This window comes from Mycobacterium sp. E1386 (genome assembly GCF_001672745.1).
Taxonomy (GTDB): Bacteria; Actinomycetota; Actinomycetes; order Mycobacteriales; family Mycobacteriaceae; genus Mycobacterium.
Genome location: NZ_LZKH01000191.1, coordinates 1 through 13,876 on the forward strand (window position 1 = coordinate 1; position 13,876 = coordinate 13,876).

Annotated in this window: 13 protein-coding genes and 3 pseudogenes; 8 read left to right on the plus strand and 8 right to left on the minus strand. The window is 68.8% G+C overall.

What is annotated here, in order from left to right; translation table 11 throughout:
- Together A5709_RS19180 and truB are read right to left on the minus strand one after the other, a co-directional pair.
- A pseudogene (locus A5709_RS19180) lies at positions 1–196 on the minus strand (lipid-transfer protein); the annotation flags it as partial.
- Between the two features lie 44 nt (positions 197–240).
- A pseudogene (gene truB / locus A5709_RS27675) lies at positions 241–393 on the minus strand (tRNA pseudouridine(55) synthase TruB); the annotation flags it as partial.
- On the opposite strand from truB, the pseudogene A5709_RS19185 reads away from it, so the two are divergent.
- Positions 383–1,462: pseudogene (locus tag A5709_RS19185) on the plus strand (lipid-transfer protein); the annotation flags it as partial. The pseudogenes truB and A5709_RS19185 sit on opposite strands and share 11 nt — an antisense overlap.
- 142 nt (positions 1,463–1,604) lie before the next feature.
- On the opposite strand, the gene mntR reads toward A5709_RS19185, so the two are convergent.
- The gene (gene mntR, locus A5709_RS19190; protein ID WP_067947237.1) at positions 1,605–2,297 is read right to left on the minus strand and encodes a manganese-binding transcriptional regulator MntR; all 693 of its coding nucleotides are present in this window, start codon (positions 2,295–2,297) and stop codon (positions 1,605–1,607) included.
- Positions 2,298–2,398: 101 nt separating this feature from the next.
- On the opposite strand from mntR, the gene A5709_RS19195 reads away from it, so the two are divergent.
- Positions 2,399–3,376, plus strand: coding sequence for a bifunctional riboflavin kinase/FAD synthetase (locus A5709_RS19195; protein WP_068011367.1), 978 nt, complete (start codon positions 2,399–2,401; stop codon positions 3,374–3,376).
- A 12-nt stretch (positions 3,377–3,388) separates the two neighbouring features.
- On the opposite strand, the gene A5709_RS19200 is transcribed toward A5709_RS19195, so the two are convergent.
- A complete protein-coding gene (locus tag A5709_RS19200) occupies positions 3,389–3,874 on the minus strand; it encodes an SRPBCC domain-containing protein (protein ID WP_068121677.1) in 486 nt (161 codons plus the stop codon).
- Between the two features lie 3 nt (positions 3,875–3,877).
- Positions 3,878–4,219 carry a helix-turn-helix transcriptional regulator gene (locus tag A5709_RS19205; RefSeq protein ID WP_067947271.1) on the minus strand — a complete coding sequence of 114 codons (342 nt, stop codon included), beginning with the start codon at positions 4,217–4,219 and terminating at the stop codon, positions 3,878–3,880.
- A gap of 171 nt (positions 4,220–4,390) precedes the next feature.
- Here A5709_RS19205 and rpsO point away from each other — a divergent pair, with 171 nt between their 5' ends.
- From rpsO to A5709_RS19225, 4 genes are all read left to right on the plus strand, one after another.
- Positions 4,391–4,660 (plus strand): 30S ribosomal protein S15, encoded by a 270-nt coding sequence (gene rpsO / locus A5709_RS19210; RefSeq protein WP_068121681.1) that lies wholly within the window; start codon positions 4,391–4,393, stop codon positions 4,658–4,660.
- A 308-nt stretch (positions 4,661–4,968) separates the two neighbouring features.
- The gene (locus A5709_RS19215) at positions 4,969–7,224 is read left to right on the plus strand and encodes a polyribonucleotide nucleotidyltransferase (protein ID WP_082953430.1); all 2,256 of its coding nucleotides are present in this window, start codon (positions 4,969–4,971) and stop codon (positions 7,222–7,224) included.
- The gene (locus A5709_RS19220) at positions 7,202–8,584 is read left to right on the plus strand and encodes a pitrilysin family protein (RefSeq protein WP_068121717.1); all 1,383 of its coding nucleotides are present in this window, start codon (positions 7,202–7,204) and stop codon (positions 8,582–8,584) included. Before A5709_RS19215 ends, A5709_RS19220 begins: the two co-directional genes overlap by 23 nt.
- 4 nt (positions 8,585–8,588) lie before the next feature.
- Complete coding sequence (locus A5709_RS19225; RefSeq protein ID WP_068011364.1) at positions 8,589–9,614, plus strand: nitronate monooxygenase; 1,026 nt, start codon at positions 8,589–8,591, stop codon at positions 9,612–9,614.
- Here A5709_RS19225 and ald read toward each other — a convergent pair.
- On the minus strand, positions 9,611–10,726 hold the full coding sequence (gene ald / locus A5709_RS19230) for an alanine dehydrogenase (protein ID WP_067950756.1): 1,116 nt from the start codon (positions 10,724–10,726) through the stop codon (positions 9,611–9,613). The two genes, A5709_RS19225 and ald, sit on opposite strands and share 4 nt — an antisense overlap.
- A gap of 99 nt (positions 10,727–10,825) precedes the next feature.
- On the opposite strand from ald, the gene A5709_RS19235 reads away from it, so the two are divergent.
- Both A5709_RS19235 and A5709_RS19240 read left to right on the plus strand, forming a co-directional pair.
- The gene (locus A5709_RS19235; protein ID WP_067950758.1) at positions 10,826–11,287 is read left to right on the plus strand and encodes an SRPBCC family protein; all 462 of its coding nucleotides are present in this window, start codon (positions 10,826–10,828) and stop codon (positions 11,285–11,287) included.
- Between the two features lie 9 nt (positions 11,288–11,296).
- Complete coding sequence (locus tag A5709_RS19240; RefSeq protein WP_067950760.1) at positions 11,297–12,757, plus strand: NAD(P)/FAD-dependent oxidoreductase; 1,461 nt, start codon at positions 11,297–11,299, stop codon at positions 12,755–12,757.
- On the opposite strand, the gene A5709_RS19245 is transcribed toward A5709_RS19240, so the two are convergent.
- A complete protein-coding gene (locus A5709_RS19245) occupies positions 12,744–13,250 on the minus strand; it encodes a GNAT family N-acetyltransferase (RefSeq protein ID WP_082953429.1) in 507 nt (168 codons plus the stop codon). The genes A5709_RS19240 and A5709_RS19245 overlap by 14 nt on opposite strands.
- Before the next feature lie 2 nt (positions 13,251–13,252).
- Positions 13,253–13,828, minus strand: a complete 576-nt coding sequence (locus tag A5709_RS19250) for a TetR/AcrR family transcriptional regulator (RefSeq protein WP_369827378.1) — start codon at positions 13,826–13,828, stop codon at positions 13,253–13,255.
- Positions 13,829–13,876 lie beyond the last annotated feature (48 nt).

Genomic DNA, 13,876 nt, shown 5'->3' on the forward strand with positions numbered 1-13,876 from the left:
CCCGCTGCCCGGACGTCGAATCGCCGGCGACGTAGCCGACGTAGCCCTGCTGCACCTCGCGGTAGTCGATCCCCGCGTCGGCCAGGGCGTTGGTCCCGGACTCGCGCGCCATGTCGGGGTAGTCCCAGCCTTCGCGGCGGCCGGGCTTCTCGAATTTCGTCATGCCGACGCCGACGACGTAAACCTTGTTGGACATAGCGCGCCCCTTCTTCGACAGGCTGGAGAGATCCGCGCCTCAGCCTATTCCTGGAGCGTCGCGGGTCTGATCACAACCACCGACTTGGTGCGTGAGCCCTCGTCGCGCAGCAGCGCGATCACCCGCCCGGCGGCGTCGCAGGCGGCGTAGACGCCGTCGATGCCGGCAGGCGCGAGCGCTCGCCCGTTGGCCGCCGCGGGGATCGACTACCGCGAGGTGCAGCAGGGCTACGTCGGCTACGTCGCCGGCGATTCGACGTCCGGGCAGCGGGCGCTCTACGAGCTGGGCATGACCGGGATTCCGATCGTCAACGTCAACAACAACTGCTCGACCGGCTCGACCGCGCTGTTCCTGGCGGCCCAGGCCGTCCGCGGCGGGATCGTCGACTGCGCCATCGCGCTCGGTTTCGAGAAGATGCAGCCCGGCTCGCTGAGCGGCGGCGCCCAGGACCGCGAATCGCCGATGGGCAAGCACGTCAAGGCAATGGCCGCGATCGACGAGTTCGCGATGCCCGTCGCGCCCTGGATGTTCGGCGCCGCCGGCCGCGAGCACATGCGCCAATACGGCAGCACCGCAGAGCATTTCGCCAAGATCGGTTACAAGAACCACAAGCACTCCGTCAACAACCCGTTCGCGCAGTTCCAGGAGTCCTACACGCTCGAGGACATCCTGGCGGCGCGAATGATCTCCGACCCCCTGACCAAGTTGCAGTGCTCGCCGACGTCCGACGGTTCCGGCGCGGCGATCCTGGCCTCGGAGAGCTTCGTCGACCGCCACGGGCTGGCCGGCCAGGCCGTGGAGATCGTCGGCCAGGCCATGACGACGGACTTCGCGTCGACCTTCGACGGGACCGCCAAGAACCTGATCGGCTATGACATGAATGTGCAAGCGGCGCAACAGGTCTACGACCAGTCCGGCCTGGGCCCGGAGGACTTCCAGGTGATCGAGCTGCACGACTGCTTCTCGGCCAACGAGCTGCTGCTGTACGAAGCCCTCGGCCTGTGCGGTCCGGGCGAGGCGCCCAAGCTGATCGACAACGGCGACACCACCTACGGCGGGCGCTGGGTGGTCAACCCGTCGGGCGGCCTGATCTCGAAGGGTCATCCGCTGGGCGCGACCGGGCTGGCGCAGTGCGCCGAGCTGACCTGGCAGCTGCGCGGCTCCGCCGACAAGCGTCAGGTCGACAACGTCAGCGCCGCACTGCAACACAACATCGGGCTGGGTGGCGCGGCCGTGGTCACCGCTTACCAGCGCGCCGAACGCTAGAGCGCGGCGGCGCCGGCGTCGAACGTGCTCTCAGGGCGAAAAATCGGGCGAAATTTCGCCATGACTGCACGTTCGGCGCTCTGAGAGTCAGCCCGATGGCGGCGACCCGCGGCGCCCGGCTTCGCCGCGCTTGCGATCGCCGCTAGCCCACCACCCAGACGGCCCGGGCGGCCGGGCTGCCCAGGTCGACCGTCGTCTCCGCGCCGTCGCCGGCTTCGATCGCCACCGAGATCATGCCGGCGAATTCCCGGCGGGTCAGCACCCGCAGCCGCGAATCGAGGTTGATGCCGACGTCGGCGAAATAGCGCAGCATCTCCGGGTCGGCGTCGGAGATGCGGGCCACCGTTCCGGTCTCACCGTCGCCGCACGCCCACAGCTGGCGGGCCGGCGGCGTGGGCACCTGCCCGTCCGAGGCCGGGATCGGGTCCCCGTGCGGGTCGCGTTGCGGGAACCCGAGCTTGGCGTCGATGCGGGCCACCAGCCGGTCCGACACCGCGTGTTCGAGCACCTCGGCCTCGTCGTGCACCTCGTCCCAGCCGTAGCCGAGCTCGTTGACCAGGAACGTTTCCAGCAGCCGATGTCGGCGCACCATCGCCAGCGCCGCGCGCCGACCAGCTTCGGTCAGGGTCACCGCGCCGTATTTCTCGTGATCGACCAGGCCCTGCTCGGCGAGTTTGCGGATCGACTCCGAGGCCGTGCTGGCCGAGACCCCGATCTTCTCGGCCAGCATCTTGGTGCTGACCTTTTCCCGGGACCACTCCTGGGCGTTCCAGATGACCTTGAGATAGTCCTGGCCGACCGCGGTGAGACCGCCACGCTCTTCGTCAGCCCTCACAACGAGAAAGTTTAGGCAACCCAAGCCTGATCGTGTGCTCCTCGACACCCTCGCGCCGGCGGATCTCCCGGTGGACGGCGGCGGGCCGTAGGCTTGCGGTCGTGCAGCGGTGGCGCGGCCAAGACGAGATTCCCACGGACTGGGGCAGATGCGTGCTCACCATCGGAGTGTTCGATGGAGTGCACCGGGGCCACGCGGAGATAATCGCGCATGCCGTCAAGGCCGGGCGCGCCCGCAACGTGCCGACCGTGCTGATGACGTTCGACCCGCACCCGATGGAAGTGGTCTACCCGGGCAGTCATCCCGCGCAGCTGACGACGCTGACGCGCCGCGCCGAACTCGTCGAGGAGCTGGGCATCGACGTCTTCCTGGTGATGCCGTTCACCAGCGACTTCATGAAGCTCACGCCGGAGCGCTACGTCCACGAGCTCCTGGTGGAACACCTGCACGTGGTCGAGGTCGTGGTGGGGGAGAACTTCACCTTCGGCAAGAAGGCGGCCGGGAACGTCGAGACCCTGCGGCGCGCAGGCGAGCGGTTCGGGTTCGCGGTCGAGTCGATGTCCCTGCTCAGCGAGCACCTGAGCAACGAGACCGTGACGTATTCGTCCACGTATATCCGGTCCTGCGTGGACGCCGGTGACGTGGTGGCGGCCATGGAGGCGCTGGGCCGCCCGCACCGCGTCGAGGGCGTCGTCGTCCGCGGCGAGGGGCGGGGCATGGAACTGGGATTCCCGACGGCCAACGTGGCGCCGCCGATGTATTCGGCGATCCCGGCCGACGGCGTGTATGCCGCCTGGTTCACCCTGCTCGGGCACGGACCGGTGACCGGCACCGTCGTCCCGGGCGAGCGGTACCAGGCCGCGGTGTCCGTGGGCACCAACCCGACCTTCTCCGGCCGCACGCGCACCGTCGAGGCCTTCGTCCTGGACACCACCGCCGACCTCTACGGCCAATACGTGGCGCTGGACTTCGTCGCCCGCATCCGCGGTCAGCGCAGGTTCGACTCGGTCAAGGAGCTGATCGACGCGATGGGCAAGGACACGGACCGCGCCCGCGCGATGCTCTTGGCGCAGGACTGAACTGCCGCGACTTCAGGAAACGACCAGGTCGTCGATCTGGTTGATCGCCGACGTGGAGCCCTCGACGACGCCCATGTCCAGCACTCGCTGAAGATCCTCGGCGGATTCGAAGGTGCACACGTAGGTCGCGCGCGTGCCGCCGTTGTGCTCGGTGAAGGTGTAGACGTTCTGCGCGACCGGCAGGTCGGGGTTCGGGTTGAAGTCGGGGTCGGCGAACCCGTCGAGAAACGAGAAGCTGTTCGGCTCGTCGACGGCGGTGATCTCCCAGTAGCCGGCGTACTTCTCGCCGTCCGGGCCGGTCATGAAGTAGGTCGTTCGGCTTCCCGGCGTGAGGCTGTGGCTCACCACGGTCGCCGGGTGGGACGGCGGCCCCCAGACCTGCTCCAGTTGCCGCGGGTCGGCGTACACCTGCCAGATCCGGGCCACCGGGGCGGCGAAGTCGGCGGTGATGGTCAGCGTCAGGGCGTCCGGGTCATGCTTGACGTCGGTCACGGGCATGGGTCAGTCCTCCTTGTTCGGGTCGGTCGAGATGAGTTCGTCGATGCGGGCGATACGGCCCCGCCACACCTGTTCCAGCTCGGTGAGCATGCCGGCGACCGACCGCACCGCCGCCACGTCACCGCTGGCCAACTGCTCGCGACCGCTGCGCCGTTTGGTGATCAGGCCGGCCTTCTCCAGCACGACGACGTGCTTCTGCACGGCCGCAAAGCTCATGTCGTATTTCAGGGCGAGCGAGGAAACCGAGTGCTCCCCGGCCAGCGTCCGGCGCATGATGTCGCGCCGGGTGCGGTCGGCGAGCGCGTGAAAGAGGGCGTCCACCCGATCTTCCTGGTCTACGGTCACCGGCACAACGTACAACCAAATGGTTGTAGGTTGTCAAGTGCTGGGCGCTGGCCTGCGATTTCGGTGGACGTCGCCGCCGCTGATAGACTCGCCAGCCGATACGGCGTGTGCTGCAGTCCGCGGTGGCCACGCACGAGAATTTTCGCGGCACCGATTGATGGAGATGTTTTCGTGGCGCTGACCGCCGAGCAGAAAAAAGAAATCCTGGGCACCTACGGCCTGCACGGCTCCGACACGGGTTCCCCGGAGGCGCAGGTCGCGCTGCTGACCAAGCGGATCGCCGACCTCACCGAGCACCTCAAGGTCCACAAGCACGATCACCACTCGCGGCGAGGCCTGTTGCTGCTGGTCGGGCGCCGGCGCCGGCTGCTGAAGTACGTCGCCCAGATCGACGTCGAGCGGTACCGCTCGCTGGTCGAGCGCCTGGGCCTGCGCCGCTGACCGCGGTCTACTGACCGCTAGGTCCGTCCGTGTAGAGTGAGAGCGTTCTGGGCCGGTTCGGCCCGAGCGAATATGGTGCGGCCGCGCAGATCCGCGTGTGCCGTTCCAGCGTGTCATGACGGGAGCAGCCCAGTCTGTATCGGGCGGTCTTCGGTAGTGGCTGCCGGGCTCTCCGGATCTGGAGCAGGTCGGCCGCTTCGATCGACGGCCGCGGCCGCATCCAGACTTTTTCCTCTCGTAGGAAGCTCTCGGGTTAAAGCGTGACGACGCGAAAAAGCTGAATACCCAGAGAGGCCGTACGGACACCTATGTCTGTCGCTGAAATTGAAGAAGGCGTGTTCGAGTCGACCGCCGTTATCGACAACGGGAGCTTCGGCACCCGCACCATCCGTTTTGAGACCGGCCGGCTGGCCCAGCAGGCCGCCGGCGCCGTCGTCGCCTACCTCGACGACGAGAACATGCTGCTGTCGGCGACCACCGCCAGCAAGAGCCCGAAGGAGCACTTCGACTTCTTCCCGCTGACCATCGACGTCGAGGAGCGGATGTATGCCGCCGGGCGCATCCCCGGCTCGTTCTTCCGCCGCGAGGGCCGGCCCTCCACCGACGCGATCCTGACCTGCCGCCTCATCGACCGGCCGCTGCGCCCGTCGTTCGTGTCCGGACTGCGCAACGAGATCCAGGTCGTCGTGACGATCCTGAGCCTGGACCCCAACGACCTGTACGACGTGGTGGCGATCAACGCCGCCTCGGCGTCCACCCAGATCTCCGGCCTGCCGTTCTCCGGCCCCGTCGGCGGGGTACGCGTCGCCCTGATCGACGGCACCTGGGTCGCCTTCCCCACCGTCGAGCAGCTCGAGCGGGCTGTGTTCGACATGGTGGTGGCCGGCCGCAAGGTCGACGATGACGTCGCCATCATGATGGTCGAGGCCGAGGCCACCGAGAAGGTCATCGAGCTCGTCGAGGGCGGCGCCCAGGCGCCGACGGAAACCGTGGTGGCCGAAGGCCTGGAGGCGGCCAAGCCGTTCATCGCCGTGCTGTGCACCGCGCAGGAGGAGCTGGCTGGGGCGGCCGCGAAGCCGACCGCCGACTACCCGGTCTTCCCCGAGTACGCCGAGGATGTCTACTACTCGGTCGCCTCGGTGGCCACCGACGAGCTGGCCAAGGCGCTGACGATCGGCGGCAAGGCCGAGCGCGACGCCCGCACCGACGAGCTCAAGGCCGAGACGCTCGCGCGGCTCGCCGAGACCTACGAGGGCCGGGAGAAGGAGGTCAGCGCCGCGTTCCGCTCGCTGACCAAGAAGCTGGTCCGCCAGCGCATCCTCACCGACCACTTCCGCATCGACGGCCGCGGCATCACCGACATCCGCGCGCTGTCGGCCGAGGTCGCCGTCGTACCGCGGGCGCACGGCAGCGCGCTGTTCGAACGCGGCGAAACCCAGATCCTGGGCGTGACCACACTGGACATGGTCAAGATGGCGCAGCAGATCGACTCGCTGGGGCCGGAAACCTCCAAGCGCTACATGCACCACTACAACTTCCCGCCGTTCTCCACCGGCGAGACCGGCCGCGTGGGCTCGCCCAAGCGGCGTGAGATCGGGCACGGCGCGCTCGCCGAGCGGGCGCTGATCCCGGTGCTGCCCAGCGTCGAGGAGTTCCCGTACGCCATCCGGCAGGTGTCCGAAGCGTTGGGCTCCAACGGCTCGACGTCGATGGGATCCGTGTGCGCGTCCACTCTGGCGCTGCTCAACGCCGGTGTGCCGCTCAAGGCGCCGGTCGCCGGCATCGCGATGGGGCTGGTCTCCGACGACGTCGAGATCGACGGCAAGACCGAGCGTCGCTTCGTCACGCTGACCGACATCCTCGGCGCCGAGGACGCGTTCGGCGACATGGACTTCAAGTGCGCGGGCACCAAGGACTACGTCACCGCCCTGCAGCTGGACACCAAGCTGGACGGCATCCCGTCCCAGGTGCTCGCGGGTGCGCTGTCCCAGGCCAAGGATGCGCGCCTGACGATCCTCGAGGTCATGGCCGAGGCCATCGACGGGCCCGACGAGATGAGCCCCTACGCGCCGCGGGTCACCACCATCAAGGTCCCGGTGGACAAGATCGGCGAGGTCATCGGGCCCAAGGGCAAGGTCATCAACGCCATCACCGAGGAGACCGGCGCGCAGATCTCCATCGAGGACGACGGCACGGTGTTCGTCGGCGCCACCGACGGGCCCTCGGCGCAGGCCGCGATCGACCGGATCAACGCCATCGCCAACCCGCAGCTGCCGACCGTGGGCGAGCGGTTCCTCGGAACCGTGGTCAAGACAACCGATTTCGGTGCGTTCGTGTCGCTGCTGCCGGGACGCGACGGCCTGGTCCACATCTCCAAGCTGGGCCGCGGCAAGCGCATCGCGAAGGTCGAGGACGTCGTGAACGTCGGCGACAAACTGCGGGTCGAGATCGCCGATATCGACAAGCGCGGCAAGATCTCCCTCGTCTTGGTCGAGGAGGACAGCGCTGCCCCAGCCGATGCTCCGGCGGCCGCCCCTGCCGATGCCGCGACCGCCAGCAGCTGACCTGCCCCGGCCGCGCCCGTCTCGTGCGGGCGCCCTGCGCCGGGGTAAGCAGATCGCCGAGGCGGAACCGGACCGCCAATCCGCACTGCGCCGCAGCACGCTTCCGGGCGGTCTTCGGGTAGTCACCGAGTACCTCCCGTCGGTGCGTTCGGCGTCCGTCGGGGTCTGGGTCGGCGTCGGATCGCGCGACGAGGGCGCCACCGTGGCGGGGGCGGCGCACTTCCTCGAGCATCTGCTGTTCAAGTCGACTCCCACCCGCAGCGCCGTGGACATCGCGCAGGCGATGGACGCGGTCGGCGGTGAGCTCAACGCGTTCACCGCCAAGGAGCACACCTGCTACTACGCGCACGTCTTGGACAGCGACCTGGAGCTGGCCGTCGACCTGGTGGCCGATGTGGTGCTCAACGGCCGGTGCGCGACCGAAGACGTCGAGCTGGAACGCGACGTGGTGCTCGAAGAGATCGCGATGCGCGACGACGATCCCGAGGACGCGCTGGGGGACATGTTCCTGGGGGCGATGTTCGGTGACCACCCGGTGGGCCGGCCGGTGATCGGCACCGCGCAGTCGGTGTCGTCGATGACCCGGACCCAGCTGCACTCCTTCCATGTCCGGCGCTACACGCCGGAACGCATGGTGGTCGCCGTGGCTGGCAATGTCGACCACGACGAGGTGGTGGCGCTGGTGCGTGAGCACTTCGGGCCGCATCTGGTGCGCGGGCGGCGGCCCATCGCCCCGCGCAAGGGCGCCGGGCGGGTGACCGGACGGCCCGGCTTGATGCTGGGCAATCGGGACGCCGAGCAGACCCACGTCTCGCTGGGCGTGCGCACCCCGGGACGTAGCTGGCGCCATCGCTGGGCGCTGTCGGTGCTGCACACCGCGCTGGGTGGGGGGCTGAGTTCCCGCCTGTTCCAAGAGGTTCGCGAGTTGCGCGGGCTGGCATACTCCGTCTACTCGACGGTGGACATCTTTGCCGACAGCGGCGCGCTGTCCGTCTATGCGGCCTGCCAGCCCGAGCGGTTCGCCGAGGTGATGCAGGTGACCAACGAGGTCCTCGAGTCGGTGGCCCGCGACGGCATCACCGAGGCCGAATGCCGCATCGCGAAGGGGTCGTTGCGCGGTGGCCTCGTCCTCGGCCTGGAGGATTCCAGCTCCCGGATGAGCCGGCTGGGCCGCAACGAGCTGAACTACGGCCACCACCGCAGCATCGAGCACACGCTGCGCAAGATCGACCAAGTGACCGTCGAGGAGGTCAATGCGGTTGCCCGCCGGCTGCTGAGCCAGCCCTACGGCGCCGCCGTCCTGGGTCCGTATGCCTCCAAACGGTCACTGCCCCAACAACTTCGGGCGATGGTAAATTAGCCCCGTGGTACTGGGCTTTTGGGACATCATGGTGCCCATCGTGGGCGCGCCGATGGCCGGCGGACCGGGCACGCCGGAGCTGGCCGCGGCGGTGTCCAACGCGGGCGGGCTCGGCTTCGTCCCGGGCGGCCATCGGAGTGCCGAGCGCTTCGCCGAGGACATCGCGGCCGCGCGGGCGGCCACCACCGGGCCCCTGGGCGTCAACCTGTTCGTTCCGCAACCCAGCGTCGCCGACTGGATGGCGCTGGACTACTACGCCGAAGAACTCGAGGAGATCGCGGACTACTACCAGGTCGAGGTGGGTCACCCGCATTACGGTGACGACGACGACTGGGAGCGCAAGCTCGAGGTGGTCGCCGACGTGCGGCCCGAGCTGGTGTCGTTCACCTTCGGTGTGCCGCCGCCCGACGTCATCCGGCGGTTGGGGGCGCTGGGGCTGCTGGTGATGGTCACGGTGACGTCGGCGTACGAGGCCGGGATCGCCGTCGCCGCGGGCGCGGACAGCCTCATCGTGCAGGGACCCGACGCGGGCGGGCACCGGGGCACGTTCGCGCCCGACATGGAGCCCGGTAACGAATCGCTGCACCACCTGATCGATCGCATCCGCCACGCGCATGAGGTGCCCGTCGTCGCCGCGGGCGGACTGGGCACCGCGCGGGACGTCGCCGCCGTGCTGCACCGCGGTGCGGTGGCCGCCCAGGTCGGCACCGCGCTGCTGCTCAGCGACGAAGCGGGCACCAGCGCCGCGCACCGCACCGCCCTGAAGAATCCGGTCTTCGGTACCACCGTCGTCACCCGCGCGTTCTCGGGCCGGTACGCCCGCGGCTTGGAGAACAACTTCACCCGCCTGCTCGACAATGTGGCGCCACTGGGCTACCCGGAGGTCAACCAGATGACCTCCCCGATTCGCGAGGCGGCGGCCGCCATGGAGGACCCGAACGGGATACCGCTGTGGGCCGGAACGTCGTTCAAGGAGGCCCAGCCCGGGCCGGCGGCCGACATCATCGCGAGCCTGGTGGAAGCCGACTAGGCCAGCACGCTCGCCGGATCGGTGAACGGCAGCCCCAGGTCGCTGGCCACCCGTTCGGACAGCAACCCGCCGTCGTGCGTCGAAAGTCCTTTTGCCAGAGCGGGATCCGACCGGCACGCCGCCTGCCAGCCACGGTCGGCCAGGTCGAGCACGTACGGCATCGTCGCGTTGGTCAGCGCCACGGTCGACGTCTTGGGCACCGCGCTCGGCATGTTCGCCACGCAGTAGAACTGCGTGTCGTGCACGGTGAACGTCGGGTCGTCGTGCGTGGTCGGCCGGGAATCCGCGAAGCAGCCGCCCTGGTCGATGGAGATGTCCACCAGGACCGCGCCCGGTTTCATCTGCGCGACAAGCGAATTCGAGACCAGTTCCGGTGCCTTGGCGCCCGGCAGCAGGACCGCCCCGATCAGCAGGTCGGCCCGCGTGACCGTGCCCTCCAGCTCGTACGCCGACGAGTAGCGCGTGCGGACCTGCCCGCCGAACTCCGCGTCGAGCTGCCGGAGCTTGCTGATGTTGAGGTCGAGCACCGTCACGCTCGCGCCCATGCCGTTGGCGACCCGGGCGGCGTTGTAACCGGCCGTGCCGGCGCCGATCACCACGACGTCGGCGGGTTTGACGCCCGGGACCCCGCCCATCAGCACACCGCGCCCGCCGTGGGACCGCATCAGGTGGTAGGAGCCGACCTGCGCCGATAGCCGACCGGCGACCTCGCTCATGGGGGCCAACAACGGCAGGCTGCCGTCGGCCGCCTGCACGGTCTCATAGGCGATTGACGTTGCGCGGGAAGCCAATAACGCATCGGTGCAGGAGCGGGAGGCGGCCAGGTGCAGATAGGTGAACAGCACCTGATGCTGCCGCAGGAGGCCGTATTCGGCCGGAATCGGTTCCTTCACCTTGAGCAGCAGATCGGCGTCGGCCCACACCTGTTCGGCAGAGTCGGCCAGTTGGGCGCCCGCCGCCTTGAACTCCTCGTCGGGGATCGACGACCCTTCCCCGGCGCCGGCCTGGACGAGCACCTCGTGGCCGCGGCGCGTCAATTCGGCGACGCCGGCGGCCGTGATGGCCACCCTGAACTCGTTGGCCTTGACCTCGGTCGGTACGCCGACTCGCATGGTTGCCCCTTGCTTTGGAAGTTCGCCCTCAAGTGTGGAGAAAGTTTTGATGGGCCGCAATCGAGGTGAGACCGCGGGGGCGCTGGCTATGATCGGCCCATGACTGACCCCTGCGTGTCGGAAACCGTGCAGGTCGACGCCCGCCCGGATGTGGTGTACCGGCTCATCACCGACCTGCCCACGCTGGCCTCGTTCGCCGAGGAGGCGGTGGCGATGGAGTGGCGCAAGGGCGATGCGGCGCGCCCCGGGGCGGTGTTCACCGGTCACAACGAGAGCGGCAAACGGCGCTGGAGCACCAAGTGCACGGTCACCGACGCGGAACCGGGCCGCCTCTTCGCGTTCGATGTGCGGCACTCCGTGCTTCCGATCGCGCGCTGGCAATACGACATCGTGGCGGCCGACGGCGGTTGTCGGGTCACCGAAAGCACGTGGGACCACAGGCCCGGCTGGTTCCGCAAGATCGCCAGTAAGGCCACCGGCGTCCCGGATCGCGTGGCGGCCAACACCGAACACATCCGGCTCACCCTGCAGCGCCTCAAGACGCGCGCCGAGTCCGAGTAGCCGGCGACCATGGGACGCGATCCCGCCCTAGCCGTCGTCGGAGCCGGCATGTCGGGCATGTGCATCGCGATCGCGCTGCTGCGCAACGGGATAACCGACGTGACCGTCTATGAGAAGGCCGACGAGGTGGGCGGGACCTGGCGCGAGAACACCTACCCCGGTCTGGTCTGTGACATCCCCTCGCGGGTCTACCAGTACACGTTCGCCCGTAACCCCAACTGGTCGCACCTGTTCTCGCCCGGCCGCGAAATCCAGGCCTATTTCCGCGACGTCGCCGACCGCTTCGGGCTGCGCGAGCGCATCCGGTTCGGCACCGAGATAGTGAGCGCGCGCTTCGAGGGCGGCCGCTGGCGACTGCGCACGGATGCCGGGGACGAATCGACCGTCGACTTCTTGATCTGCGCGACCGGAGTGCTGCATCACCCCCGGCTACCGGCGATCCCCGGTCTGCAGGACTTCGGCGGCCGGGCTTTTCACTCGGCGCGGTGGGATCATTCGGTCGAGTTGCGCGGCCGCCGGATCGCCATCATCGGCAACGGGTCGACGGGTGTGCAACTCGTCTGCGGCCTCGCCGGCCTCGCGGGCCGGGTCATGCTGTTCCAGCGCACCGCGCAGTGGGTGCTTCGGCTGCCCAACCCCCGGTACAGCCGGTTCACCAACATCACCCACAACAGGTTCGGCTGGCTCGACCGGATGGCCTACCGCTGCTACAGCTTCGGCTTCGACCTCTTCGCTGCCGGCCTCACCAAGCCGGGCCTGCGCCGAAAGATCATGGGGGCGTTGTGTCGCGTCAGCCTGCGCGAGGTCCGCGATCCCGACCTGCGCCGCGCCCTGACCCCGAACTACACGCCGATGTGCAAACGGCTGGTGATGTCCAACGGCTTCTACCGCGCGATGCAGCGCGACGACGTCGAACTGGTCACCGCCGCCATCGATCACGTGGAACGGCGCGGCATCGTAACCGACGACGGCGTCCTGCACGAGGCGGACGTCATCGTGCTCGCCACCGGATTCGACACCCACGCGTTCTTCCGGCCGATGCGGCTGATCGGCCGCGACGGCATCGCCGCCGACGACGTGTGGCGCGACGGTCCCCGGGCCTACCAAACCGTGGCGCTGCCGGGCTTTCCCAACTTCTTCATGATGCTGGGCCCGCACAGCCCGGTCGGCAACCTCGCACTCACCACCGTCGCCGAATCGCAGGCCGACCACATACTGCGGTGGATTCAGCGTTGGCGGCGCGGCGAATTCGACACGGTGGAGCCGACCGGGCCGGCGACGGATAGTTTCAACGCCAAGCTGCGCGCGGCGATGCCGAACACGGTGTGGACCACCGGTTGCCAGAGTTGGTACCTGAACAAGGACGGGGTACCCGAGGTGTGGCCCTTCACCCCGGGCGAGCATCGCGCCATGCTGGCGAACACCGATCTCGGACAGTACGACTTGCGCCGAAACGTCACCGCCGGCTGAGCCGGTAGCCCAGATGTGCGACCCTGACGCCGGGCAGGGGCTCCCAGTCCAGGGTGCGTCCGTCGGCGTGAAAGTCGTTCTTCTCGTAAAAGGTTCGCGCTTGGGTGTTGCGTTCCGCGCACCACAGGACGACGTCACCCGAGGGGCTTTCGGCCAGAGCGGTGGCGAGCAGGCGCTCCCCGACACCGCGCCGCTGGCAGTCCGCCGCGATGTACAGCGAGTCGAGTTCGACCTGCTCGGGTTTCGCCGGGTCCGGTCCGAACATCGTCATTCCGATTGTCCGGCAATCTGATTCGGCGACCCACATGCTCCAGCCGGTGCGCTGCAGGATTCGCGGGTACGCCAGCACGGCCCAGCGCCGCGGCGATCCGAGAACGTCGAGGGTGGTGTCCGGCAGGATGCCGGTCCAGGATTGCCGCCAGACCGGATAGTGCATCTCGGCGACGTTCGCGAGATCGGCCGGTCCGGCACGGCGGATCGTGATGCCGCCCATCGTCACGGGCGTGATTGCTCCAGATAGGCGGCCAGCGCGTTGGTCAGGCCCCGCCGCGCCATGTCCAGGTCCGCGTACGAGCCGAGCTGGCGCTCGGACACCAGCCCGCGCATGGCGCCGGGGATCAGGGCGGCCACCTCGCGCACCCGGTCCGGGTCGACGTCCAGACCGGCGAAGGCGTTCTGGCAGGTCTCCAGCCAGCTTTTGCCCCAAGAAAACAGCTCGGCGGCGGTGCGCGGGAACAGGCGCTCCAGCTCGGCGGGGTCGCGGGGGAGCGCTGCGCGCAAATTCTCGATCGCGCGGGAATCCGGCGACGCCAATCCGGTGTAGAGGGTGTCGATGATGGCGCCGACGCGCTCGCGCAGGGGCGCGTCCGGTGAGATCGGCGTCGACAGGGTCGAGAAGGTCGCGGCGCGCCGCTCGGCGGTGCGGTGCAGCACCGCCGCCCAGAACCCGTCGGTGTCGCCGAACTGGTACTGCACGGCGCCCCAGGTCGCGCCGATCTCCTTGGCGATGCGGTTGGCCGACACCGAGCCGGGGTTGCCCGACGCCAACGATTTGAGCGCGGCTTCGAGCATGCTCTCGCGCGTGGCGTTGCCACGCCGGTTGGGGCGCCGGTTCGCGGT